General features: G+C 64.2%; 23 protein-coding genes. 20 read left to right on the forward strand and 3 right to left on the reverse strand.

Annotated features, from left to right (window positions below):
* Positions 1–111: 111 nt before the first annotated feature.
* From ACZYOF_RS06905 to ACZYOF_RS06915, 3 genes are read left to right on the forward strand one after another with little or no spacing between them, the layout of a single operon-like run.
* Positions 112–1,245 (forward strand): efflux RND transporter periplasmic adaptor subunit, encoded by a 1,134-nt coding sequence (locus ACZYOF_RS06905; protein WP_463715255.1) that lies wholly within the window; start codon positions 112–114, stop codon positions 1,243–1,245.
* A 3-nt stretch (positions 1,246–1,248) separates the two neighbouring features.
* Positions 1,249–4,371: an efflux RND transporter permease subunit gene (locus ACZYOF_RS06910; protein ID WP_463715256.1), complete on the forward strand. Its 3,123-nt coding sequence runs from the start codon at positions 1,249–1,251 to the stop codon at positions 4,369–4,371.
* Positions 4,372–4,373: 2 nt separating this feature from the next.
* Positions 4,374–5,216: an amidohydrolase family protein gene (locus ACZYOF_RS06915; RefSeq protein ID WP_463715257.1), complete on the forward strand. Its 843-nt coding sequence runs from the start codon at positions 4,374–4,376 to the stop codon at positions 5,214–5,216.
* A gap of 10 nt (positions 5,217–5,226) precedes the next feature.
* On the opposite strand, the gene erpA is transcribed toward ACZYOF_RS06915, so the two are convergent.
* The gene (gene erpA / locus ACZYOF_RS06920; protein ID WP_463715258.1) at positions 5,227–5,556 is read right to left on the reverse strand and encodes an iron-sulfur cluster insertion protein ErpA; all 330 of its coding nucleotides are present in this window, start codon (positions 5,554–5,556) and stop codon (positions 5,227–5,229) included.
* 190 nt (positions 5,557–5,746) lie between these two features.
* Here erpA and ACZYOF_RS06925 point away from each other — a divergent pair, with 190 nt between their 5' ends.
* The 12 genes from ACZYOF_RS06925 (at position 5,747) to surE (ending at position 17,688) form a co-directional block, all read left to right on the forward strand.
* Positions 5,747–6,958 (forward strand): deoxyguanosinetriphosphate triphosphohydrolase, encoded by a 1,212-nt coding sequence (locus tag ACZYOF_RS06925; RefSeq protein WP_463715259.1) that lies wholly within the window; start codon positions 5,747–5,749, stop codon positions 6,956–6,958.
* Positions 6,959–6,967: 9 nt separating this feature from the next.
* On the forward strand, positions 6,968–8,764 hold the full coding sequence (gene argS / locus ACZYOF_RS06930) for an arginine--tRNA ligase (RefSeq protein WP_463715260.1): 1,797 nt from the start codon (positions 6,968–6,970) through the stop codon (positions 8,762–8,764).
* A 118-nt stretch (positions 8,765–8,882) separates the two neighbouring features.
* Positions 8,883–10,394, forward strand: a complete 1,512-nt coding sequence (locus ACZYOF_RS06935; RefSeq protein WP_463715261.1) for an SPOR domain-containing protein — start codon at positions 8,883–8,885, stop codon at positions 10,392–10,394.
* Between the two features lie 46 nt (positions 10,395–10,440).
* On the forward strand, positions 10,441–11,463 hold the full coding sequence (gene nagZ, locus ACZYOF_RS06940) for a beta-N-acetylhexosaminidase (RefSeq protein ID WP_130579155.1): 1,023 nt from the start codon (positions 10,441–10,443) through the stop codon (positions 11,461–11,463).
* A complete protein-coding gene (locus tag ACZYOF_RS06945; RefSeq protein ID WP_130579157.1) occupies positions 11,460–12,290 on the forward strand; it encodes a segregation and condensation protein A in 831 nt (276 codons plus the stop codon). Before nagZ ends, ACZYOF_RS06945 begins: the two co-directional genes overlap by 4 nt.
* A gap of 21 nt (positions 12,291–12,311) precedes the next feature.
* A complete protein-coding gene (gene scpB / locus ACZYOF_RS06950; RefSeq protein WP_282527087.1) occupies positions 12,312–13,085 on the forward strand; it encodes an SMC-Scp complex subunit ScpB in 774 nt (257 codons plus the stop codon).
* A gap of 157 nt (positions 13,086–13,242) precedes the next feature.
* Positions 13,243–13,479, forward strand: coding sequence for a twin-arginine translocase TatA/TatE family subunit (locus ACZYOF_RS06955; protein ID WP_130579159.1), 237 nt, complete (start codon positions 13,243–13,245; stop codon positions 13,477–13,479).
* A 149-nt stretch (positions 13,480–13,628) separates the two neighbouring features.
* Complete coding sequence (gene tatB, locus ACZYOF_RS06960; protein ID WP_463715262.1) at positions 13,629–14,165, forward strand: Sec-independent protein translocase protein TatB; 537 nt, start codon at positions 13,629–13,631, stop codon at positions 14,163–14,165.
* Positions 14,162–14,971: a twin-arginine translocase subunit TatC gene (gene tatC, locus ACZYOF_RS06965; protein WP_282527089.1), complete on the forward strand. Its 810-nt coding sequence runs from the start codon at positions 14,162–14,164 to the stop codon at positions 14,969–14,971. The genes tatB and tatC overlap by 4 nt, the downstream gene beginning before the upstream one ends.
* A 111-nt stretch (positions 14,972–15,082) precedes the next feature.
* Positions 15,083–16,426: a serine--tRNA ligase gene (gene serS / locus ACZYOF_RS06970; protein ID WP_463715263.1), complete on the forward strand. Its 1,344-nt coding sequence runs from the start codon at positions 15,083–15,085 to the stop codon at positions 16,424–16,426.
* Positions 16,427–16,440: 14 nt separating this feature from the next.
* Complete coding sequence (locus ACZYOF_RS06975; protein ID WP_282527091.1) at positions 16,441–16,830, forward strand: hypothetical protein; 390 nt, start codon at positions 16,441–16,443, stop codon at positions 16,828–16,830.
* A 90-nt stretch (positions 16,831–16,920) separates the two neighbouring features.
* Complete coding sequence (gene surE / locus ACZYOF_RS06980) at positions 16,921–17,688, forward strand: 5'/3'-nucleotidase SurE (protein ID WP_463715264.1); 768 nt, start codon at positions 16,921–16,923, stop codon at positions 17,686–17,688.
* A gap of 33 nt (positions 17,689–17,721) precedes the next feature.
* On the opposite strand, the gene ACZYOF_RS06985 is transcribed toward surE, so the two are convergent.
* A complete protein-coding gene (locus tag ACZYOF_RS06985) occupies positions 17,722–18,099 on the reverse strand; it encodes a response regulator (RefSeq protein WP_028165592.1) in 378 nt (125 codons plus the stop codon).
* Between the two features lie 288 nt (positions 18,100–18,387).
* Here ACZYOF_RS06985 and ACZYOF_RS06990 point away from each other — a divergent pair, with 288 nt between their 5' ends.
* Complete coding sequence (locus tag ACZYOF_RS06990) at positions 18,388–19,038, forward strand: protein-L-isoaspartate(D-aspartate) O-methyltransferase (RefSeq protein ID WP_207234475.1); 651 nt, start codon at positions 18,388–18,390, stop codon at positions 19,036–19,038.
* A 110-nt stretch (positions 19,039–19,148) separates the two neighbouring features.
* Positions 19,149–20,519 (forward strand): peptidoglycan DD-metalloendopeptidase family protein, encoded by a 1,371-nt coding sequence (locus ACZYOF_RS06995; protein WP_463715265.1) that lies wholly within the window; start codon positions 19,149–19,151, stop codon positions 20,517–20,519.
* A 168-nt stretch (positions 20,520–20,687) separates the two neighbouring features.
* On the opposite strand, the gene ACZYOF_RS07000 is transcribed toward ACZYOF_RS06995, so the two are convergent.
* Positions 20,688–21,659: an ATP-binding protein gene (locus tag ACZYOF_RS07000; RefSeq protein ID WP_463715266.1), complete on the reverse strand. Its 972-nt coding sequence runs from the start codon at positions 21,657–21,659 to the stop codon at positions 20,688–20,690.
* Between the two features lie 183 nt (positions 21,660–21,842).
* Here ACZYOF_RS07000 and yajC point away from each other — a divergent pair, with 183 nt between their 5' ends.
* From yajC to secF, 3 genes are read left to right on the forward strand one after another with little or no spacing between them, the layout of a single operon-like run.
* The gene (gene yajC, locus ACZYOF_RS07005) at positions 21,843–22,205 is read left to right on the forward strand and encodes a preprotein translocase subunit YajC (RefSeq protein ID WP_463715267.1); all 363 of its coding nucleotides are present in this window, start codon (positions 21,843–21,845) and stop codon (positions 22,203–22,205) included.
* Between the two features lie 38 nt (positions 22,206–22,243).
* The gene (gene secD, locus ACZYOF_RS07010) at positions 22,244–23,848 is read left to right on the forward strand and encodes a protein translocase subunit SecD (RefSeq protein WP_282527096.1); all 1,605 of its coding nucleotides are present in this window, start codon (positions 22,244–22,246) and stop codon (positions 23,846–23,848) included.
* A gap of 10 nt (positions 23,849–23,858) precedes the next feature.
* Positions 23,859–24,884 (forward strand): protein translocase subunit SecF, encoded by a 1,026-nt coding sequence (gene secF, locus ACZYOF_RS07015; RefSeq protein WP_463715268.1) that lies wholly within the window; start codon positions 23,859–23,861, stop codon positions 24,882–24,884.

A 24,884-nucleotide genomic window follows, 5' to 3' on the forward strand; every position in this document is an offset into this window, starting at 1 on the left:
GGGCTGTGATAACGATTTAAGAATTAATGGCGCAAAATGCGCCGTCGAGGGGCTGGCAGGGGCAGGATTGGGTCGTCACGGCCGTTGCGGGCCGGCGGACGAGCAAAAAGCATGAAGAAAAGAAATTTGATCCTCGTTGCAGGCGTCATCGGCATCGTTGCCGTGGCCGCCTACGCCACCCGCTCTTCGTGGCTCGCCGGTGGTGGCGCGAGCGCGCAGGCGCCGCAGCGGCCGCGCGCGGTTTCGGTCGAGCTCGCCAAGGCGGAGCGGCGTTCGGTGCCCGTCGATGTCGACGCCATCGGAACAGTGACGCCGATTGCCAGCGTGGCGCTGAAGTCACGGCTGGAGACCACGATCATTGGCGTGCATTTCGACGACGGCGCCAAGGTCAATGAGGGCGACCTCTTGTTCACGCTCGACGCGCGGCAAATCGACGCCCAGATCGAGCAGGCCGAGGGCGTGCTGGCCAAGGACCAGGCCCAGCTCGAGGGCGCGCAGCGCGATCTCCGCCGCTACAACGATCTCGTCGCCAAGGGCGCGACCACCCAGGTCAATGTCGACAACGCCAAGACCCAGTCCGACATCCTGATCGGAACCATCAAGGCCGACCAGTCGGCACTGGAGAATTTGCGGGTCCAGAAAAGCTACACTGTCATCCGCGCGCCGTTCGCGGGCCGCATCAGCGCCGCCAATGTGAAGGTCGGCAATTTCGTGCGCCCCGCCGACACCCAGCCGCTCGCCACCATCAACCAGATGGCGCCGGTCTACGTCACCTTCGCGATTCCGCAGCGCGTGCTGGTCGACCTCCGCGACGCGATGGCGAAAGGCGATTCCAAGGTGATCGCGACCGTCCCCGGGCACAAGCGCTCGGAAGAGGGCAAGGTCGCGATGGTCGAGAACACCGTGGACTCGACCACGGGCATGGTGACCGTCCGCGGCATCATGGACAATGGAAATGAGACCCTGTGGCCGGGCATTCTGGTGCAGACCAAGCTGATCATCCGTAACGAGGATGCCGTGGTGGTTCCGACAGTCGCGGTCCAGCGCAGCCAGAACGGCAACTATGTCTTCGCCGTGAAGGACGGCGTGGCCAAGGTCATGCCGGTCAAGGTCGACCGCACCTTCGGCGGCTTCTCGGTGATCGCCGAGGGGCTCTCCGGCGGCGAGGACGTCGTCGTCGACGGCCAGTTGCTGTTGTCGGACGGCACGCGGGCCGAGCCGCGCGCCCGCAAGGCCGGGGCGTGAGCGATGTCGCTGCCCGAACTTTGCATCCGGCGACCGGTGATGACGACGCTGATCACCGCGGCGATCATCGCCTTTGGCATCTTCGGCTTCCGCCTGTTGCCGGTCTCGGCGCTGCCGAAAGTGGATTTCCCGACCATTGCGGTGACCGCGACCCTGCCGGGCGCGAGCGCCGACACCATGGCGGCCTCGGTCGCCGGCATCATCGAGCGGCAGCTCTCGACGATCGCGGGCATATCCTCGATGTCCTCGAACTCCTCGCAGGGCACGAGCGTCATCACCATCCAGTTCGATCTCAACCGCAACATCGATGCCGCGGCGCTCGACGTGCAGACCGCGCTGACGATCGCGCAGCGCCGGCTGCCGATCGAGATGACGACACCGCCGAGCTTCCGCAAGGTGAACCCTGCGGACTTCCCGATTCTCTTCATCTCGCTGAACTCGGCGACGCTGCCACTCTCGGCCGTCAACGAGTATGGCGACATCACCGTCGGCCAGGCGCTGTCGCAGCTTCCGGGCGTCGCCCAGGTCCTGATCTACGGCGCTCAGAAATTCGCGATCCGGGTCCAGGCCGACCCCGTGGCCGCGGCGGCGCGCGGGGTGTCGCTCGAGGACATCAGGACCGCGGTGTCGCGCGCGAATTCCTCGACCCCGGTCGGAACGCTGAACGGGCCGAAGCAGGACGTCGCGCTGCAGGCCTCCGGCCAGATGGACAAGGCAGCCGACTACCGGCAGATCTATGTCGCCTGGCGTAACGGCTCGCCGGTCAGACTCGATGAAATCGCAAAGGTCTATGACAGCGTCGAGAACGACAAGGTCGCGACCTGGCTGAACGACGAGCGCGCGATCGTGCTCGCGATCCAGAAGCAGCCCGACGCCAATACGGTTGCGGTGGTCGATTCCGTGCTGGCGAAGCTGCCGGCACTGCGTGCCTCGATCCCGCCCTCGGTGACCATGCAGGTGATGATGGATCGCTCGGTCTCGATCCGGCAGGCGGTCAACGACGTCGAGGAAACCCTGCTGATCGCGATCGCGCTGGTCATCCTGGTGATCTTCCTGTTCCTGCGGTCGCTGTGGGCCACCTTCATTCCGGCGCTCGCGGTCCCGATCTCGCTGCTCGGCACCTTCGCCGCGATGTACGCGCTGGATTACTCCGTCAACAACATGACGCTGCTGGCGCTGACGCTGTCGGTCGGCTTTGTGGTCGACGACGCCATTGTCATGCTGGAGAACATCGTCCGCCACATCGAGCGCGGCATGCGACCGTTCGAGGCGGCACTGAAGGGCGCGCGCGAGATCGGCTTTACCATCATCTCGATCACCTTCTCGCTGATCGCCGTGTTCATCCCGGTGCTCCTGATGGGCGGCATTGTCGGCCGGGTATTCCGCGAATTCGCGGTGACGATCTCGATCGCGATCATCGTGTCCGGGTTCGTCTCGCTGACCTTGACGCCGATGCTGTGCGCGCGCGTGCTGCGCGCCCATGACGAGACCAAGCGCCCGAATGTCGTGCTGCGGGCGTTCGAGGCGATGTTCGACGCCTTGCTGCGGGCGTATGAATGGGCGCTCGACTGGGTGCTGGCGAAAAAGGCGCTGATGCTCGCGGTCACCTTGGCGACGCTCGCCGGCACCTTCTATCTCTACATGATCGTGCCGAAGGGCTTCTTCCCGCAGGAGGACACCGGCTTCCTGATCGGCGTGACCGAGGCTGCGACCGACACGTCATTCGAAGCGATGAAGGTGCGCCAGCAGGCGCTGGTCGACGTGCTTCGGACCGACCCTGCGATCGACTACGTCAACTCGACCGTCGGTTCCGGCGGCCCCAACCCAACCGCGAATTACGGCCGCCTGTTCATCGCACTGAAGCCGCAGAAGGAGCGCGACAACGCTAGCGTTGTGATCGGACGGCTGCGCCAGAAGGCCCGCGCCATCCCGGGCATGCAGGCATTCTTCCAGAGCGTCCAGAACCTCAACATCGGCGGCCGCGTTTCCAAGAGCCAGTATCAATATGTGCTGCAGAGCGGTGATACCGAGTCGCTGTACCGGATCGCGCCTGAGATGCGCGACAAGATCGAGAAGATTCCGGGCCTGCTCGACGTCACCACCGATCTCTACATCAAGAACCCGCAGATGACGGTCGACATCGACCGCGAGAAGGCCGCGGTCTACGGCGTCACCGTCGATCAGGTGCGCAACCAGCTCTACAACGCCTATGGCGCACGCCAGGTCGGCACCATCTACATGCCCTCAAACGACTACCAGATCATCCTGGAGGTGCAGCCGGAGTTCCGGGTCGATCCATCGAACCTGTCCAAGCTCTACATGAAGACGGGGAGCGGCCAGACCATTCCGCTGGATGCTGTCGCAAGGCTGGTGCCGTCGGTCGGGCCACTGCAGATCAACCACCAGGGCCAGCAGCCGGCGGTGACGATCTCGTTCAACCTCGCGCCCGGCACTTCGCTGGGCTATGCGGTCGACCAGATCACGGCGCTGGAGCAGAGCTCGAACCTGCCGGCGACGATCGCGACCGGATTCTCAGGCACTGCGCAGGTGTTCCAGGATTCGCTGCGGGGGCAGGGCGTGCTGATCCTCGCCGCGGTGTTCGCGGCGTTCGTGATCCTCGGCATTCTCTACGAGAGCTTCATCCACCCAATCACGATCATCTCCGGCCTGCCGTCGGCCGGCATCGGCGCGATCCTCACCTTGATGCTGTTCAACATGGAGCTGTCGGTCATCGCGATGATCGGCATCGTGATGCTGGTCGGCATCGTCAAGAAGAACGCGATCATGATGGTCGACTTCGCGCTCGAGCGTCGTCGCGTCGGCTTGAGCGCCGAACACGCGATACGTGAAGCGGCGCTGCTGCGCTTCCGCCCGATCATGATGACGACATTTGCCGCGATCTTCGGCACGCTGCCGATCGCACTCGGTGCGGGCGCCGGCGCCGAGCTGCGCCAGCCGCTCGGCGTGGCCGTGGTCGGGGGACTCTGCGTCTCGCAGTTGCTGACGCTGTTCATCACGCCGGTGATCTATATCTATCTCGACCGCATCGACCGTCGGCTGCGCCGCAGGCTCGAGCCGCAGGAGGAGGGTGGCGAGGATCGGCCGCACGTGGTGGCGGCGGAGTGATGATGTCTCCCCGTGCAATGTGGGCGGCGGGATTTGCCGCCGCCGCGTGGCTGGCAACGATCGGCGCGCCTGCCCGCGCGGCCGAGCCGATCGAGATCTTCGACGCGCATCTGCACTACAATTGGGAGCCGACGCCTACCTACACGCTCGATGAAGTGCTGGCGCTGTTCAGGAAGAACCGCATCACCGGCATCATCGCCACCAGCCGTCCCAATACCGGGACGCATGTACTGGTCGATGCCAAGGCTGATGGCCTCGAGGTGGTGCCGTTCCTCCGGCCCTACCGCGTGCGTGCCGACATCCAGACCTGGTTTGGCGATCCCGCGATCTTCGACCTCGTGCAGCAGGAGTTCAAGCGCGGCTATTATCGCGGTATCGGCGAATTCCATTTGTCGGGCAAAGCGGCTGACACCGAGTGGGTGAAGAAGACCGTCGATTTCGCCGTCGACCACGATCTCTATTTGCACGCGCACGCCGATCAGGAAGCCGTCGAGATCCTGATGCGGCACAATCCGCGCGCCAGGATCATCTGGGCGCATACCGGCTTTGGCCTGCCGACCGATCGCGTCGCCGCCATGCTCGGCAAATATCCGAACCTGTGGGGCGAGCTGTCCTATCGCGGCGGCATTGTCGACGGGGCAGGGAAGCTGACGGCGGACTGGCGGACGCTGTTCGAGCGCTATCCCGACCGCTTCCTGCTGGGCTCCGACACCTGGGTGCCGGAACGCTGGGCAAGCTACGGCGACATCATGGCCGGCTACCGCGCCTGGCTCGATCAGCTACCGCCCGACATCGCCGCAAAGATCGCGCACGGCAATGCGCGGGCGTTGTTCGCCAGCCGCTGAGAGAGAAGAGTCAGATCGAGAAACTGGTGCCGCAGCCGCAGGAGGCGGTAGCGTTCGGATTCACCACGCGGAACGACGCGCCGATCAGATCGTCGACAAAATCGACCTCGGACCCTACCAGGAACGGCGCGGACGCCGAATCGACCAGGACCACCGCCTCCTCACGGGAGATCACGAGATCGTCTTCCGCCTTGGCGCGGTCGACGTCGAACTTATACTGGAAACCGGAGCAGCCGCCGCCCTCGACCGAAATGCGCAGCATCGCACCGTCACCCTCGCTCTTGAGGATTTGACCGATCCGGCGGGCGGCCCGCTCGGTGATGGTGACAGAATCAGTCATGGCAAGCTCCGAAGCCTTATCATTTGAGCATGATCTCCGCGCAGACGCTCCGCGTTTGTCGCGAGGGGAAACCGGTATCCACTTTTCCGGATCATGCTCGCAGCGTCATACCCATTTCATTTGGTATCCCGCCCTCACCATAGTTAAGTGCGGAAGGAAGCGGAATCAAATGGATAAGGACTAAAAAACCGTGTCGGTCGGAATGGCTGCCCCCCGCGCGCCCTATGCCTGCGACCCCGATCGCAGCCGCGGGCGGCTGTTCGCGGAGGCCCCGAGCAAGACCCGCAGCGCCTTCCGCCGGGATTGCGACCGGGTGATCCATTCCACTGCGTTCCGGCGGCTGAAGTACAAGACCCAGGTCTTCGTGTTCCACGAGGGCGACCACTATCGCACGCGGCTGACCCATTCGCTGGAAGTTGCACAGATCGCCCGTGCGCTGGCTCGCCAGCTCGGGCTGGACGAGGACCTGACGGAGACCTTGGCGCTGGCGCATGACCTCGGACACCCGCCGTTCGGCCATGCCGGCGAGCGGGCGCTGGACAGGTGCCTGAAACCCCATGGCGGCTTCGATCACAATGCGCAGACGCTGCGCATGGTTACCGCGCTGGAGCACCGCTATCCGGAATTCGACGGGCTCAATCTGACCTGGGAATCGCTTGAGGGCATCGTCAAGCACAACGGCCCGCTGACCGAGTGCGACGGTGCGCCGGCCGGACGCTACCGCGAGACAGGCGGCATCCCTATCGGTATTTCCGACTACAACAAGACCTACGATCTGGAGCTATGGAGTTTTGCCTCGCTCGAAGCCCAGGTCGCGGCCTTCGCCGACGACATCGCCTACGATGCCCACGACATCGATGACGGCCTGCGCGCGGGGCTGTTCAAGGTTGACGAACTCAAGGTGATGCCGTTGACCGCGGAGATCATCGCGGAAATCGACCGGCACTATCCGGCTCTGGACGAAGTCCGGCGTGGCGCGGAACTGGTGCGCGAATTGATCTCGCATTTCATCAGCGCGGTATTCGCCGAGGCGAGCCGGCGGCTCGAGGCCGCACAGCCGCAATCCGCCCATGACGTGCGCCGTCACAATGGGCCGCTGATCGCATTTCCACCGGCCGTGGCCCAGGAGGAGGCGGAGATCAAGAGCTTCCTCTGGCAGCGGATGTACCGCCACCAGCGGGTCATGCGGATAATGGACGACGCCGAACAGATCGTGTTTGACCTGTTCGCGCGCTACCGGCAATCCCCGGGCGACCTGCCGCCCGAGTGGGTGGAGGGCAGGGAGGCGGAGACCGAGGCGGAACGCGCCAGGCGGATCGGTAATTTCATTGCCGGGATGACCGACCGCTACGCCCTGATCGAGCATAACAGGCTTTTTGACTCGACCCCGGATTTGCGTTAGGCGGCGCCCATGGCCGACAAACCTGCTTCTTCGCACCTTTTTGCCGATGTGCTCGCGCGCGTGCGGGCGATCTGTGCCGCGCTCGCGGCTGAGGACCAATGGCCTGAAGGCACCGATTTTTCGCGCATTGTGGTCGAGCCGCCGCGGGAGGCCAGCCATGGCGACATGGCGACCAACGCCGCAATGGTGCTGGCAAAGGAGGCCAAGGCCAAGCCGCGCGATCTCGCCGAGAAGATCGCGGCGAAGCTGCGGGAAGACGAACTGGTGGCGTCCGTCGACGTCGCAGGTCCCGGCTTCATCAATCTCACCTTGAAGCCGCACGTCTGGATCTGCGAGCTGCGCACGATCCTGCGCGAGGGGGTGGGCTTTGGCTGCAGCGCGATGGGCGGCAACGAGAAGGTCAATGTCGAGTACGTCTCGGCGAACCCGACCGGACCGATGCATGTCGGCCATTGCCGCGGCGCGGTGTTCGGCGATGCGCTTTGCAGCCTGCTGGAGTTCGCTGGATTCAACGTCACCCGCGAATATTACGTCAACGATGCCGGCGCGCAGGTCGACGTCCTCGCGCGCTCGGCCTATCTGCGCTACCGCGAGGCGCTCGGCGAGGACATCGGCGCCATCCCGGAAGGACTTTATCCCGGCGACTATTTGAAGCCGGTGGGGCAGGCGCTTGCCAGGGAATACGGCGACAAGCTGCTTTCGATGCGCGAGGCCGCGTGGCTGCCGATCGTGTGCGACAAGGCGATCGCGATGATGATGGCCGAGATCAAGGACGATCTCGCCGCGCTCAACATCAAGCACGACGTGTTCTTCTCCGAACGCTCGCTGATCGAGACCGGCAACAACAAGGTCGCCGAGACCATCGATTTCCTGCGTGACAAGGGTGACATCTACGAGGGACGTCTGCCGCCGCCGAAAGGCAAGCCGGTCGAGGATTACGAGGACCGCGAGCAGACGCTGTTCCGTGCCACCGCCTATGGCGACGATGTCGATCGTCCGCTGATCAAGTCGGACGGCACCTACACCTATTTCGCGTCGGATATCGCCAACCATCGCAACAAGTTCGAGCGCGGCTTTAACAATCTGATCGATGTGTTCGGTGCCGACCATGGCGGCTACGTCAAGCGCATGCAGGCGGCGGTTAAGGCCGTGAGCGCCGGCAAGGCGGAGCTCGACGTGAAGATCGTGCAGCTCGTCCGGCTGCTGCGCGACGGCGAGCCGGTGAAGATGTCGAAGCGCGCCGGCGAGTTCGTGACGCTGCGCGAAGTCGTCGACGAGGTCGGCTCGGATGCGGTGCGCTTCATGATGCTGTTCCGCAAGAACGACGCCGTGCTCGATTTCGACCTCGCCAAGGTGATCGAGCAGACCAAGGACAATGCCGTGTTCTACGTCCAGTATGGGCATGCCCGCGGCCATTCGGTCTTCCGTAACGCGCGGCAGGAGGTGCTGACGGACCTGCCGGATGAGGACGGCGCGCGGCGGGACTATCTTTCGGGGGCGGCGCTCGAGCGGCTGTCCGATCCGGCAGAACTCAGCCTGCTCAAGCAGTTGGCGCTCTATCCGCGCATGATCGAGGCTGCGGCCGTCGCACACGAGCCGCACCGGATCGCCTTTTATCTGTATGATTTGGCCAGCGAGTTCCACGCGCTGTGGAACAAAGGAGGCGATCTGCCCTATTTACGCTTCATTATGAATAATGATGCAGAGATCACAAGGGCGCGACTGGCAATGGTTCAGGGCGTCGTCTCGGTTCTGGCATCGGGTCTAGCTGTTCTAGGCGTCCACGCCCTAACCGAGATGCGGTAGCAGCAGGGGCGAAGCCTCTCGCGATGGGGATCGTGGGGGTACTTGGCAGGGACCAACTCGTTCGCACCAGGAAGTTGCAGGCGACTTGGCGCTGTCCCGAAGGGGATGCAAGATCACGATGGCTGATCGATATCAAAACCGAATTTTTCCCGCCGATCTCGACTACGATCGCGGCACCAATGCCACGGGTCGGGCCGAAAACGACCCGCTGGCCGAACTGGCACGGCTGATCGGACAAGCCGATCCGTTTGCCACCACTCCGCCCAAGCCGCAGCCGGCGCCGCATCCGCTGCAGTCGCGGGCCAATGTCCGGCCGCAGACCTATCAGCCGCAGGCTGAGGATGAGGAGGTGGACCTGCCGGCCAGCCCACCGCCCTGGATGCAGCGCGCCCGCCATGAGGTCGCGCCGCCGCAGCAATATGCTGCGCCGTCGCAGGACTATGCAGCGCCATCGGAGGACTACGAAGAGCCGGATATTCAGCCGAGCGCCGTGCACCCGCTGCATCGCTACACCGCGCAGCACGCAGCGGCGCCGGTGCCGACGCCAGAATATCGCGCGCCGGTGCCGGAATATCGCGAGGAGTTGCCGTTCGAGGAGCCGGCGCAGCAGCTTGATCCGTCGCGCTACGACGATGCGCTTTATGGCCAGATCGAAGCCGGCGAGCAGGATTTTCAGCGCGAAGCGGCGTATCCCGACGATCCCTACGCCTATCAGAGCGCCGCTTACGAAGACGAGGAGCCTCCGCCGCGGAAGCGTAGCAGCGGACTGATGACGGTAGGGGCCGTGCTAGCGCTCGCGGTGGTGGGCACCGGCGCAGCCTTTGGCTACCGGACCTATGTGGGGTCGCCCCGCAGCGGCGAGCCGCCGATCATCAAGGCCGATAACAGCCCGACCAAGATCATGTCGCAGCCTGACGGTGCCGGCAAGGCGCCAGACCGCATGGCGTCCGGCAACGGCACGGAAAAGCTCATCTCGCGTGAGGAGACGCCGGTCGACGTCACCTCCAATACCGGTCCCCGCGTGGTGTTTCCGCCGTTGAACCAGAATGCCAACCCACCGCCGGTGGCGAGCGTCGCTCCCTCGGCAGCTTCGCCGCTGACCACGAGCGGTACGCTGCCTAACAATGAGCCGCGGCGGATCCGGACGCTTTCGGTCAAGGGCGATTCGGCAGATGCCGGCGTGCCGGCGTCGGCGCCGCCTCCGCCAGCCAAGTCAGCGCCTGTCATGCGGACTGCGTCGGTGACCCCGTCCCATGGCAACCCAGCCTCGGCCAATGCGAGCGCCAACACGCCGATGTCGCTGGCACCCGGCGCGCCGCAGCCCGATCCGGCGCCGACCCGTGTCGCTTCGACCAATCCCACCGCGAGCGTGAGCAGCGGAGGGTATGTGGTTCAGGTCTCCTCGCAACGGAACGAGGCGGATGCGCAGGCCTCCTACAAGGCGCTGCAGGGCAAGTATCCAAGCGTGCTCGGCTCGCAGTCGCTGCTCGTGAAGCGCGTCGATCTCGGCGAGAAGGGAGTGTACTACCGGGCGTTTGCCGGTCCGTTCAGCTCCCTGGATCAGGCGACGCAGGTTTGCAGCAGCCTGAAGGCTGCCGGCGGGCCGCAGTGCCTCATCCAAAGGAATTAACGGCGGTTTCCTTGACGCTCGGGATACATGCGGCCTAATCGGCCGCATGGTAAACCGAGCATTCATCACGGGCGTATCCGGGTTTGAGCTGACCGATGCCGAGCGCGAGTTCATTCGCGCCGAACGGCCGTGGGGCTTCATCCTGTTCAAACGGAACGTCGAAACCCCCGATCAAGTATCTGCACTTGTTCGTGAATGCCGTTCAGTCGTAGGTCAACCTGAGGCGCCGGTCCTGATCGACCAGGAGGGCGGCCGGGTTCAGCGGCTTGGACCGCCGCATTGGCCCGTCTATCCCGCCGGGGCGGCGTTTGGTGCGCTGTACGATCGCGATTCGCAGCTCGGGCTTGCCGCCGCGCGGCTCAGCGCGAGGCTGATTGCCGCCGATCTGGCGGATCTCGGGATCACCGTCGACTGCCTGCCGCTGGCGGACGTGCCGGTCGAAGGCGCCGACGCCGTGATCGGCAACCGCGCCTATGGAACCGATCCAGCCAAGGTGGCCGCCATTGCCCGCGCCGTGACGGACGGATTAGAGCAGGGTGGTATTTTACCGGTGCTGAAACATATACCAGGTCATGGACGGGCAACGGCGGACACCCATTTCCGGCTACCGACGGTTGATACGGCCAGGTCCGAACTGGAACGGACCGACTTTGCGGCATTCCGGCCGCTTGCCGATCTGCCGATGGCCATGACTGCACATGTTGTGTTTAGCGCGCTGGACCCCGCCCAACCGGCGACGACTTCTGCGACAATCATCCAACAGGTGATTCGCGACGGTATCGGGTTCCAGGGTTTGTTAATGAGTGATGACGTGTCCATGAACGCGCTCTCGGGATCGATCGCCGAGCGGACCCGGGCGATCATTAGCGCAGGCTGCGACATGGTCCTGCACTGCAACGGCAAGCTCGACGAGATGCGCGAAGTTGCGCGCGAAACGCCGGAACTGACCGGCGAGGCGCTGGAGCGCGCCAAGCGCGCGCTGGCAGCACGGAAACCGCCGCTTCCGTTCGACCGGCTGGCGGCACGGGCCGAACTGGATGCCTTGATAGGACAAGTAGGTACGGCATGACCGCGGAAATTCTGTCGTTTGAGACCGGCCGGCCGGCTGAAATCAGCGAGGACGAACCGGCGCTGGTGGTCGACGTCGGCGGCTATGAGGGCCCGCTCGACCTCCTGCTGACGCTCGCGCGGCAGCAGAAGGTCGACCTGTCCAAGATCTCGATCCTGGCGCTCGCGGACCAGTACCTGCAGTTCATCGAGGCGGCGCGGAAGATCCGGCTGGAGCTTGCCGCCGATTATCTGGTCATGGCGGCCTGGCTCGCCTACCTGAAATCGCGGCTGTTGTTGCCGGAGCCGCCCGCAGCGGAAGGGCCGAGCGCCGAGGAGATGGCGACCGCGCTTGCCAACCGGCTGCGGCGGCTCGAGGCGATCCGGGAAGCGGCGAACCGGCTGATGAACCGGCCGCAGTTCCAGCGCGATATCTTTCCGCGCGGCAATCCGGAGTCCATCGCCGAGATCAAGCATCCGAAATTCACCGCGACGCTCTACGACCTGCTCACGGCTTACGCCGTGCAGCGCCAGCAGCGGGTGCTGGCCAGCGTGCATCTGACCAAGCGCACGGTGTGGTCGCTTGCCGAAGCGCGCGCCTCGCTGGAACGCCTCGTCGGTGCGGCCGATAACGAGCACTGGAATTGCCTCGACGAATTCCTGATGGACTACGTCGTCGAACCGTCGCAGCGGGCGACCGTGTTCGCGTCGAGTTTCGCCGCCGCGCTGGAATTGGTGCGGGAAGGCGAGATGGAGCTGAACCAGAGCCGAGCGTTTGCGCCGCTCTATTTTCGTAAGCGTTTGCCGCAAGTGCCCGGTGCCACCGCGCCGGACATTACGGCTGAGTAAGTGGAAGAAGGAGACCGAGCCATGGCAAGCCTGGCGGAAAAGCGCATGGAAGATGCCGAGGAGCACGTCACCGATCCGCAGGCGCGGCCCGAGGAATTGCGGCTTCTGGAAGCCCTGCTGTTCGCCTCCGCCGAGCCGATCGACCAGGCCACCCTGGCCAAGCGCATGCCCGAGGGCGTCGACGTCAAGGCCGCGCTGGCGCAACTGCAGGCGGAATACGCCCCGCGCGGGGTCAATCTGGTGCGTGTCGCCAACAAATGGACCTTCCGCACCGCAGGCGATCTCGCCTGGCTGATGACGCGCGAGACCACGGAGACGAAGAAACTCTCGCGCGCGGCGATCGAGGTGCTGGCGATCGTCGCCTATCACCAGCCGGTGACCCGCGCCGAGATCGAGGAGATCCGCGGCGTGGTCACCTCCAAGGGCACGCTCGACGTGCTCCTGGAAACCGGCTGGATCCGCCCCCGCGGGCGCCGCAAGACGCCGGGACGGCCGCTCACCTTCGGCACGACGGAAGCGTTCCTCTCGCAGTTCAGCCTGGAGGCGCTCGGCGACCTGCCCGGTCTCGACGAGCTGAAGGGAACCGGTCTCTTGGATTCGCGCCTGCCGTCCGGCTTCAATGTCCCGACGCCATCGGACGATCCGACGCTTCGCGAGGATGAGGACCCGCTCGAGCCCGGCGACAATCTGGAACTGTTCCTGGCGCCGGTTGCCGAGCCCGAGGAGGGCGGCGGCAAGGATTCGGAGTCAGAGGGCGGTGGCCCTTCAGAGGGTGATGGCAAGGATTCAGCCTGACCCCCGCAGCCGGAACGCAGCAGGTTAACGGTAGCAATATTGCGTAGCCGCGACAGCGATTTGCCGCGGCTTGAGTCCTTGTTTTTGACGCCCTGCGGGCCTACTTTCCGCTCGAAGCTTCGGCCGGTGCGCCGGTCACGTTTGGAGGGTTTGCAGGATGGGTTCGCTTAGCATTTGGCACTGGATCGTCGTGATCGCAGTGGTCCTGCTGCTGTTTGGCCGCGGCAAGATTTCCGACCTGATGGGCGATGTCGCGCAGGGCATCAAGGCCTTCAAGAAGGGCATGCAGGACGATGACAAGACTGCAGAAAAGCCCGCCGAGCCGGTGAAGTCCATTGATCACAATGCGGCGCCGTCGGCAGCACGGTCGGACGTCGGCAGCAAGGCCGTCTAAGTCTAAGGCTTGTCTGACGCGTTTTCTTCACGCGAACCGGTGACCACTTCGCTTGAAAACGCTATGGACGTTCGTTGAGAAAAAACGCGTGCGCCCCCAAATCCTGTTACAAGGGCCGGGGTTGTTTGCGCGCGTGAGCGGAATCTTTCATGTTCGACATCGGGTGGAGTGAACTGGTCGTCATCGCGGTCGTCGCGCTGATCGCCATCGGCCCGAAAGAACTCCCCGGCGTGCTCCGGATGGTGGGCCAGTGGATGGGCAAGGCACGCCGGATGGCTGCTGAATTCCAGGGCCAGTTCCAGGAAGCCATGCGCGAGGCCGAGATGGCCGAGCTCAAGAAGGGCTTTGACGACGTCAGGGAAGCCGCCACGGGCATTACCAGCGGGAATGTCATGACGTCACTGCAGAAGGACGTGAACGACTCCCTGCAGATCGGCGACATCGAGAAGCCCGCGGAGGCCAAGCCTGCGGATGCGCCGGCCGCTCTGCCGCCGGCATCGGCGGGCGATACGCCGGTAATTCCAACGACGCCGGCCGCGCCTACGCCGGAGACCTTTGTCGAAGCCGAAGCGCACGCGGCGGCGAACGAGCCGCTCGCGATCGTCAAAGAGGCTGAGCCGCAACCGGCAGTGCCGCAGGACGCACCTGAGGCGCCCGACGTGCAAAAGAGCGCGAAAGCGTCATGAGCGCCGAAGACATCGAAGCCAGCAAGGCACCGTTGATGGACCACTTGATCGAGCTGCGCTCGCGGCTGATCAAGGCGCTGCTCGGATTCGGCGTGGCCTTCATCTTCTGCTTCTTCTTCGCCAAGCAGATTTACAACGTGCTGGTGTGGCCGTTCGTCTGGGTCGCCGGGCCTGAGAACTCGAAATTCATCTACACCGCGCTGCTGGAATATTTCATCACCCAGCTCAAGCTTGCGCTGTTCGGCGCCGGCTTCATCTCGTTCCCGATCGTCGCAACCCAGATCTACAAGTTCGTGGCGCCCGGGCTTTATCGGCACGAGCGCAACGCGTTCCTGCCATATCTGATCGCCACTCCCGTGTTCTTCGTGGCCGGCGCGATGCTGGTCTATTTCGTGGTGCTGCCGATGCTGGTGCGGTTCTCGCTGGGTATGCAGCAGATGGGCGGCGCGGAGACCGCGCAGATCCAGCTCCTGCCGAAGGTCGGCGAATATCTGTCGCTGATGATGTCGCTGATCTTCGCCTTCGGCATCGCCTTCCAGCTCCCGGTGATCCTGACGCTGCTTGGCCGCATCGGCATCGTGACCTCGCAGATGCTGCGCGAGAAGCGGCGCTATTTCATCGTCATCGCTTTCATCATTGCCGCGGTCCTGACCCCGCCGGACGTGCTGAGCCAGGCCTCGCTCGCGATCCCCTTGCTGGCGCTCTACGAGGGCGCCATCATCGCCGTGCGCGTGGTGGAGAAGAAGGCAGCCGCCGCCCGAACCTCGACCGGCGGCACGCCCAGCGCCACCAATCCGGCCGAGTAGGGCGTTATTCGTCATGCCCGGGCTTGTCCAGGGCATCCACGTCTTTTACAGACCGTGCAATCGAGGCGTGGATGGCCGGGACAAGCCCGGCCATGACGTAGGAATGTGGTCATGCACGACATCAAAGCGATCCGCGACAATCCCGAGGCTTTCGACGTCGGAATGAAACGGCGCGGGTTTGCGCCCCTGTCGCCGTCGCTGCTTGCGATCGACGAGAAACGCCGCGCGGCAATTCTGGCGTCCGAGCAGGCGCAGGCACGGCGCAATGCGGCGTCCAAGGAGATCGGCGAAGCCAAGAAAGCCAAGGACGAGGCGCGCGCGGCGAAGCTGATGGCTGAAGTCGCGGAGCTCAAGACCTCGCTACCGGAGCTCGAGGCCGCCGCGAAGGTGGCCGATGAGGAATTGAACACGCAACTCGCCGCGCTTCCGAACTTGCCCGCGGACGATGTGCCTGATGGCGTCGACGAGCACGGCAATGTGCAGCACCACCTATTCGGCGCGCCACGACAGTACGGTTTTGCGCCGAAGCCGCATGACGATCTCGGCGGCGCTCTCGGCTACATGGATTTCGAAGCGGCCGCGAAATTGTCGGGCGCGCGCTTCGTCGTGCTGAAGAAGGGATTGGCGCGGCTGGAGCGGGCGATCGGGCAATTCATGCTCGACCTGCACACCAACGAGCACGGATATAGCGAAATCAATCCGCCGCTCCTGGTGCGCAACGAGGTGATGTTCGGCACCGGGCAATTACCGAAATTCGAGGACGATCAGTTCTGGGCGATCAAGGGCGAATTGCTGACTGCCGGTGAAGAGCGGCTGAAGAGCGAGCGTCTCGGACTGATCCCGACCGCCGAGGTCTCGCTGACCAATCTCGTCCGCGAATCCATCGTCGACGAAAAAGAGCTGCCGATGCGGCTGACTGCGCTCACGCCCTGCTTCCGCGCCGAAGCCGGCGCCGCCGGCCGCGACACGCGCGGCATGATCCGCCAGCACCAGTTCACGAAGGTCGAACTGGTCTCGATCACCACGCCGGAGACCAGCCGCGACGAACATGAGCGCATGCTGGCCTGCGCCGAGGAAGTGCTGCGCCAGCTCGACCTGCATTATCGCGTGATGACGCTGTGCGCCGGCGACATGGGTTTTTCCGCGCAGAAGACCTACGACATCGAAGTGTGGATGCCAGGACAATTTTCAGGTCAGGGCGACGGTGGCGCGTATCGTGAAATCTCGAGCTGTTCGGTCTGCGGCGATTTCCAGGCCCGGCGAATGGATGCGCGCTATCGTGCCGGCGACGGCAAGCCGCGCTTCGTGCATACGCTGAACGGCTCCGGCACCGCGGTCGGCCGAGCGCTGATCGCCGTGATGGAAAACTATCAGCAGCAGGACGGCTCGATTGCCGTTCCCGACGTGCTGCAGCCCTATATGGGCGGCTTGAAAGTGATCGAGCACGACACATGAAGTGAACCTGCAAGATGGCGCTGCATCGCGACATCTACTGGATCGGACGGCAGTGGGCCGTCACCGGTTTCGGGATGCAGCTCATCGATCAACGGCACGGCGGAAAGTTCGATATCGAGATCGCACGGCTCTGGGACGAGGGGCTCGCGGGCGATCTGGGCGCGCAGAAATGGTTCGATCCGGTCGATTTTGGCAAAGGGCTTTGGGTCGCGCGGCAGCGCCACACGAAACCGCTTGTAACCGCTGAGGTCGATTCGGCGCCCGAGCCGCTGGTCGTCGAGAAAGTGGACGTTGCGACGGCTGGAGCCATTGAGGCGCTACCGCCGAAAACCACAGGATTTCAGCTTCGGATCGCGGGCAGCGCCAAATTCCTGCGACCCTGGCGTGTCCGGATGAAGCGGTAAGAACCCGCAAATCGCCGGGGTTTGCCTCTGCGGCGTTTGCCGGTTAAGACCTTTGGCAAGACAGGCGATCGAACAGGGCATTTTGAACGGATGCGAATTCTCTGCACCAATGATGACGGCATCCACGCGCCCGGGTTGAAGGTCGTCGAGCAGATCGCGCGCACTTTGTCCGACGACGTCTGGATCGTGGCGCCGGAGCTCGACCAGTCTGGCGTGTCGCATTCGCTGTCCCTGAACGATCCCTTGCGGCTGCGCGAGATCGGCCCGCGCCACTTCGCCGTCCGGGGGACGCCGACGGACTGCGTGATCATGGGCGCGCGCCATATCCTCGGTCCGAAACTGCCGGATCTCGTGCTGTCGGGCGTCAACAAGGGCCGCAACGTCGCCGAGGACGTGGTCTATTCCGGCACCATCGCCGGCGCACTCGAGGGCACCATACTGGGCCTGCCGTCATTTGCGCTGTCGCAGGAATTCAGCCTCGAGACCCGTGAAAAGCCGCTCTGGGACACCGCGCTGCAATTCGGTCCCGACATCGTGCGCAAGGTGATGGATGCCGGCATTCCCAAGAACACGGTGATCAATGTCAATTTCCCGGCCTGCGTGCCGGAGGACGTCAAGGGCATCCGCGTCACCCGGCAGGGCAAGCGCAATCTCGGTTTCCTGAAGATCGATGAGCGCCGCGATGGCCGCGGCAATCCCTATTTCTGGATCGGTTTTGAGCGCACGGCGATGATGGACACGCCGGCGGAAGGCACCGATCTCGCGGCGCTTGCGGCGCGCTACGTGTCGGTCACGCCGCTGCGGCTCGACCGCACCGATGAGGCATTCTCGGAAGCGCTGACGTCGACGCTGAAATAGCTCCATCCGGGCTACGGATTTGCCTTGTGAATGCTAGACCGGTGCGCTCTTGAGCGTGCTGTCGATCAGTTGGGCGAGCGTTTCAAGCTGGAATGGCTTCTGCAGCGCGGGGCGATCGCGATATTCCTCCGGCAGGCCCGAAGAGCCATAGCCGGTCGCGAAAATGAAGGGACGGTTGCGCGCGTTGATCAGTTCGGCGACGGGTGTGATCACCTTGCCGTTGACATTGACATCAAGGATCGCGAGGTCGAACTCGGTCGACTGCGCGAGCTTGACCGCTTCTGAGATTTCCCCGGCCTCGGCCGCCACGCTGTGACCCAGCTCTTCCAGCATGTCGGCGACCATCATCCGGATCATGACCTCGTCTTCGACGAGAAACACAGAACAGCCCTCAGGCCGTGCGGTAGTCATGTCGGAATCCTTGCCTGTCCCCGCGCCACGTTCGCAAATATCTCCCGCAGGCGCAACGTAAACGTTCGCGCTCATGCTCGCCTCACAGAGCCTCGATCGTGCGTCGTCGCCGATCATATGGGGAATAAAATACTTGCTCGCCAACGCCGCGTCATGGCTATGGTTCCGGGGAGGGAACGCGATCGTGAGGGAAATTTTCCTCAACGCGGGATTTCGAGTTGGTGTGGCATTAATCGGCTAGGATCGTGCTCGGCAACCGTGCCGCGCAGCAAGCTTACGAGACCCGCTATGGCCAGCACATCTGAGCCGCCCGAGAAAATGATGTTTCAGCTCGCGCTGAGGCGGCGCGGCATCAGCGACCAGTCGGTGCTTCGTGCGATGGAGGAGGTGCCGCGCGAGCGCTTTGTCGCGGCCAATGACCGCGACCATGCCTACCGCGACAGCGCGCTCGGCATCGCCTGCGGGCAGACCATCAGCCAGCCCTTCGTCGTCGCCTACATGACCGAACAGCTCCAGCTCAACCGGGAGCACCGGGTGCTCGAGATCGGCACCGGCTCCGGCTACCATGCCGCGGTCCTCTCGCGGCTGTGCAAGCATGTGCTGACCATCGAGCGGTACCGGACATTGGCCGATACAGCCCGCCAGCGGCTGGAGAAGCTCGACTATTACAATATCGAGGTCATGCTCGGCGATGGCTTCGACGTGCCCGCCGGCGCCGGCGATTTCGACCGCATCATCGTCACCGCCGCGATGGAGCAGATTCCGGAGAAGCTTTTGCAGCGGCTCGAGGTCGGCGGCATCCTGATCGCGCCGGTCGGCCCACACCATGGTACCCAGACGCTGGTCCGGGTGATCAGGACCGAGACCGGATTCGAGCGCAAGGAATTGGTCGACGTGCGCTTCGTGCCGGCCCTGCCGGGGGTGGCGCGGGAACTGTAGAGTCTGGGGATTGCTGCCTCGCGCCAATACCTTATTCCGAAGGTTAAGCGCTTGTTTACTCGGTACGTGTTTACTCAAAACAGTATTTTGTTGCGTACGAGTGAGTAACCATGTCCGCTGTCGTCGAGTTGCTTCGCTCGCGCCGCGTCCCGCAGGTGGCGGTGCTGGCGCTGATGTCGGTCGGTTTTGCCGGGTGCAGCGGCGACATGTCGACGCGCTTCTCGCAAAACTCTTATTCCAACAATCCCTTCGCCTTCGAGCCCCAGGCGACCGGCTCGGTGCCGCAGCAGCCGGTCGAGCGGCGTGAGCTGCCGCAATATGCGCGGCCGCAATCGCCGTATTCGCAGTCGCAGTCCTATCAATCCCAACCGCTGCCGCCGCCGGTTGCTGCGCCGCAATCCTATCCGGTCTCCAACTCCGGAGTGTCAGGAGGCGGGCGGGGCGTGGCATCCTATGCGCCGCCACAACAACCGCCGCGCCTTGAGGCCACGGGGACCGTGCCGCAGTCGGTGGCGCGCGCGCCCGCAGGTCACGGCGGCACCACGATCATCGTCGGCACCAGCGATACGCTGGAAGTGCTGTCGAAGCGCTACAACGTCTCGACCGCCGAAATCCTGCGCGCCAACGGCTACAAGGGGCCGCGCGCGCTGTCGCCCGGCCAGCAGCTTGTCATCCCGCGCCCGGCTGCGGTGGCGGCAGCGCCAGCACCTGCTGTCGCGCCGCCGGTGAGCAAGCCGGTCGCCGTCGCAGCCACTGCCGGAGGCGTCCATTACGTCAACAAGGGCGACACGCTGCACAGCATAGCGCGCCAGCATCACGTCTCGCCGGCCGAGCTTGCGAAGGCCAACCATCTCGACCAGTCGGCCAAGCTCAGCCTTGGCATGAACTTGACCGTCCCGGGCGCCAAGACGGCCGCGGCTGCGCCCGCAGCGCCGGCACCCGCATTGGCACCGGCTCCCGTGCCGGCTGCTCCGGCACCGAAGGTGGTTGCGACCGCGCAGCCGCAAAGCGCCCGGCTGGTCCAGCCCGCGGCGAATGTCGAACAGCCTGCTCCGGCCGCCGAACCGGTGGCGGTCAAGCCGAGCGAGACCACCAGCTCGTTGCCGACCTTCCGCTGGCCGGCCCGCGGCAAGGTGATCACCGGCTATGGCGCCAAGACCAACGGCAAGTCCAATGACGGCATCAACCTCGCAGTGCCCGAGGGCACGCCGGTGAAGGCCGCCGAGGATGGCGTCGTCGCCTATTCCGGCAACGAACTGAAGGGTTATGGCAATCTGGTCCTGGTGCGGCACTCCAACGGCTACGTCACCGCATATGCCCATGCGAGTGAGCTGCTCGTGAAGCGCGGCGATACGATCAAGCGCGGTCAGGTGATTGCCAAGTCGGGCCAGTCGGGAGAGGTGACTTCGCCGCAGCTTCACTTCGAGATCCGCAAGGGATCATCCCCGGTCGACCCGCTGCAATTCCTCAACGGGGCGTGAGGCGCGAGTTCGCAGGACTATCACTCTCCGCAGATGCGCTGTCATCGCCCGGCTTGACCGGGCGATCCAGTATTCCAGAGACAGTCGTAGTTGAGTCGAGAGGCCGCGGCGTACTGGATTCCCCGCCTTCGCGGGGAATGACGGCTGTTAGTGCCTCAAGACTTCCCGCTACTTGCCGCTCAGCCTCACGCCAAGCCGGCCGGCCAATTCCTGCGTGAACTGCCAGGCGACGCGGCCGGAGCGGGAGCCGCGGGTGGTCGACCATTCCAGTGCCTCGCGCTCCAATTCCTCGCCATCGATCTTGATGCCGAAATGGTCGCAATAGCCTTTGACCATGGCGAGGTATTCATCCTGGCTGCAGCGGTGGAAGCCGAGCCACAGGCCGAAGCGGTCGGACAATGAGACCTTCTCCTCGACCGCTTCGCCGGGATTGATCGCGGTCGAGCGCTCGTTCTCGATCATCTCGCGCGCGAGCAAATGCCTGCGGTTGGAAGTGGCATAGAGGATGACGTTCTCGGGACGTCCCTCGATGCCGCCTTCCAGCACCGCCTTCAGCGATTTGTACGAGGCGTCGTTGCCGTCGAAGGAGAGGTCGTCGCAGAACACGATGAAGCGGAAATCGGAGGCGCGCAGCACTTCCATCAGCATCGGCAGGCTCTCGATATCCTCGCGATGGATCTCGATCAGCTTCAACCGGTCCGCAAACTTGCGGTCGAGATTGATACTGGCATGTGCGGCCTTCACCAGCGACGATTTCCCCATGCCGCGCGCGCCCCAGAGCAGCGCGTTGTTGGCGGGCAGCCCATTGGCGAAGCGCTCGGTATTTTCGATCAGGATGTCGCGCATCCGGTCGATCCCCTTGAGCAGGAAGATCTCGACGCGGCTGACGCGGGCGACCTTTGAGAGCCGTCCGTCCGGATGCCAGACGAAGGCATCGGCCGCACCGAGCTGCTTGCTTGCATCCGCGTCCGGGGCGGCGGCGGAGAGGTGGCGCGAGATCGCCTCCAGGGCGTTTGCGATCCGCTCCGCGGTGTCGCCGTTGAGCTCGCTTGCCGGACCTTTTGTCGCGGTTTTGCGGGGGCCTTTGGAGGCCAGTTTGGGCATGGCGCGAGGCGCTGATTTTTTGGCTTTTTTCGACATTTGCGCAGTTCCTGACGGGGCAGGCTTTAACGGGCCTTGGCGGCTGCCGCAAGCGGCCTAAATGAGGGGCTGTTAACGTTGCAATTGGGCCGGCCGCCGCTATAGTCCGCGCGAATTTGCCCGGACCGGGCTTGACGCGCCAGGCGTCGCCGGTCCTTCTCCCGTCTCACGAGGATTGTCCGAATGCTGATTACTCCTGCGTTTGCCCAGGCCGGAGCCGGCGGCGATGCCAACAGCATGTTGATGTCGCTTTTGCCGTTCGCGCTGATCTTCGTGATCATGTACTTCCTGATTCTGCGCCCGCAGCAGAAGAAGGTGAAAGATCATGCCGAGCTGGTCAAAAACATCCGTCGCGGCGACACCGTCGTGACCTCCGGCGGCCTCGTCGGCAAGGTGACCAAGGTGGTCGACGACGACCAGATCGAGTTCGAAATCTCCGATGGCGTCCGGGTGCGGCAGATGCGGCAGATGATCTCGGGCGTGCGCACCAAGGGCGAGCCGGCGAAGGAAAAGGCCGAGGCCAAGGACGAGACGTCAGCGAGCTGATTGTCGCGCCGCAATTTCCGATCTGACAGGTCAACCCGATGTTGTATTTCACGCGGTGGAAGGCGCTGGGAATCATTCTCACGGCGCTCGTGGTGTGCCTTTGCGCCGTGCCGAACTTCTTCCCGGAATCCCAGGTCAAGACCTGGCCGGGGTGGGCGCAGCGGCGCCTGGTGCTCGGCCTCGACCTGCAGGGCGGCTCCTATCTGCTGCTCGAGGTCGATTCCAACTATGTGAAGAAAGAGAAGCTCGACCAGATCCGCGACGACGCGCGGCGCGTGTTACGCGACGCCAAGATCGGCTACACCGGTCTCAACGCGCGCAATGATGCCGTGGAGGTACGGATCAGCCGCGATACTGACCTGCCGACCGCGCTCTCCAAGCTGCGTGAGCTCTCGCAGCCGCTCGGCGGCCTGCTCGGTTCCAGCGGCCAGCGCAGCCTCGAAGTGTCCGATGCCGGCGGCGGGCTGATCCGCCTGACCGTGCCGCAGGCCGCCATCACCGAGCGCATCCGCCAGACCATCGAGCAGTCGATCCAGATCGTCGAGCGCCGCGTCAACCAGCTCGGCACCGTCGAGCCCGTGATCCAGCGCCAGGGCACTGACCGCATCCTGGTGCAGGTGCCGGGTCTGCAGGACCCGACACGCCTGAAGGAACTGCTCGGCAAGACCGCGAAGATGGAATTCCGGATGGTCGACACCTCGGTGTCGCCCGACCAGGCCCAGCAGGGCAGGGTTCCGCCTGATTCCGAACTGCTGATGAGCGCGTCGACGCCGAAGGTCCCGTACGTCGTCAAGAAACAGGTGCTGGTCTCCGGCGGAGACCTGACCGACGCGCAGCCGGGATTCGACCAGCGCACCGGCGAGCCGATCGTCAGTTTCCGCTTCAACACCTCGGGCGCGCGGAAATTCGCCCAAGCCACGACCGAGAATGTCGGCCAGCCCTTCGCCATCATCCTCGACAATGAGGTGATCTCCGCGCCCGTGATCCGCGAGCCGATCACCGGTGGCCAGGGCCAGATCTCGGGCAGCTTCACGGTTCAGTCCGCCAACGATCTCGCGATCCTCTTGCGCGCCGGCGCGCTGCCGGCGCCGCTGACGGTGATCGAGGAGCGCACGGTCGGTCCGGGGCTCGGCCAGGATTCGATCGAGAAGGGCGAACTGGCGGCCTATGTCGGCTCGATCCTGGTCATCGTGTTCATGCTTCTGACGTATCGGCTGTTCGGCGTGTTCGCCAACATCGCCGTGGCCGTCAACGTCGCGATGATCTTTGGCCTGTTGTCGCTTTTGAACGCCACGCTGACGCTGCCCGGCATCGCCGGCATCGTGCTCACGGTCGGCATCGCGGTGGACTCGAACGTGCTGATCTATGAGCGTATCCGCGAGGAATTGCGGGGCGGGCGCAACGCGATCTCGGCGATCGATGCCGGCTTCAAGCGCGCGCTCGCGACCATCCTCGACTCCAACATCACCACCTTCATCGCCGCCGCGGTGCTGTTCTACATCGGTACCGGTCCGGTGCGCGGCTTCGCCGTCACGCTCGGGATCGGCATCATTACCACGGTCTTCACCGCGTTTACGCTCACGCGGCTGATCGTCGCGTGGTGGGTGTGGTGGAAGCGGCCGCAAAAGACCGTGCCGATCTGAGAGGCCTGTTGTGACTCATTATGTTCTCATTGGCCTTGGCATCCTGATCGCCGTGCTGACCGTCGTCGCCGCGCTCGGCATCCTGCCGCCGCTGCGCATCGTCCCGGACAACACGCATTTCGATTTCACGCGCTTCCGCCGCATCAGCTTCCCGATCTCGGCGGTGCTCTCGATCATCGCGATCACGCTGTTCTTCACCCACGGCCTGAATTTCGGCATCGACTTCCGGGGCGGCACGCTGCTGGAAGTGCAGGCCAAATCCGGCAACGCCGATATCGCCGCGATGCGCGCCACGCTCAGCACTTTGAACCTCGGTGAGGTCCAGTTGCAGCAGTTCGGCGGGCCGGCCAACGTGTTGATCCGCGTCGCCGAGCAGCCCGGCGGCGACAGCGCGCAGCAGGAGGCGGTGCAGAGGGTCCGCGGCGCGCTGGGCGATTCCGTCGAATATCGCCGTGTCGAGGTGGTGGGCCCGCGCGTCTCCGGCGAACTCCTGGCCTACGGCATGCTCGGCCTGATGCTCGCGATCGTCGGCATCCTGATCTATCTCTGGTTCCGCTTCGAATGGCAGTTCGCGCTCGGCGCCATGATCGCCAACGTCCACGATATCGTGCTGACGATCGGCTTCATGTCGGTCTCGCAGGTCGATTTCGACCTCACCAGCATCGCGGCGCTGCTGACGATTCTCGGCTACTCCCTCAACGACACGGTCGTGATCTACGACCGTATCCGCGAGATGCTGCGGCGTTACAAGAAGATGCCGATGCCGCAGCTCCTCAACGAATCGATCAACTCGACGCTGTCACGCTCGATCATCACCCACGTCACGGTGACGCTCGCGCTGCTGGCGCTGCTGCTGTTTGGTGGTAACGCCATCCACAGCTTCACCGCTGTCATGATGTTCGGCGTGGTGCTGGTCGGTACCTACACCTCGATCTTCATCGCGGCGCCGATCCTGATCTATCTCGGCGTGGGCACCGTACGTGGGGACGCGCCGGAGACGCCGGCCAAGAAGCCGGAAGCAGCGGCAAAGAAGTAG

It is taken from the genome of Bradyrhizobium sp. LeoA1Lang (genome assembly GCF_055413685.1).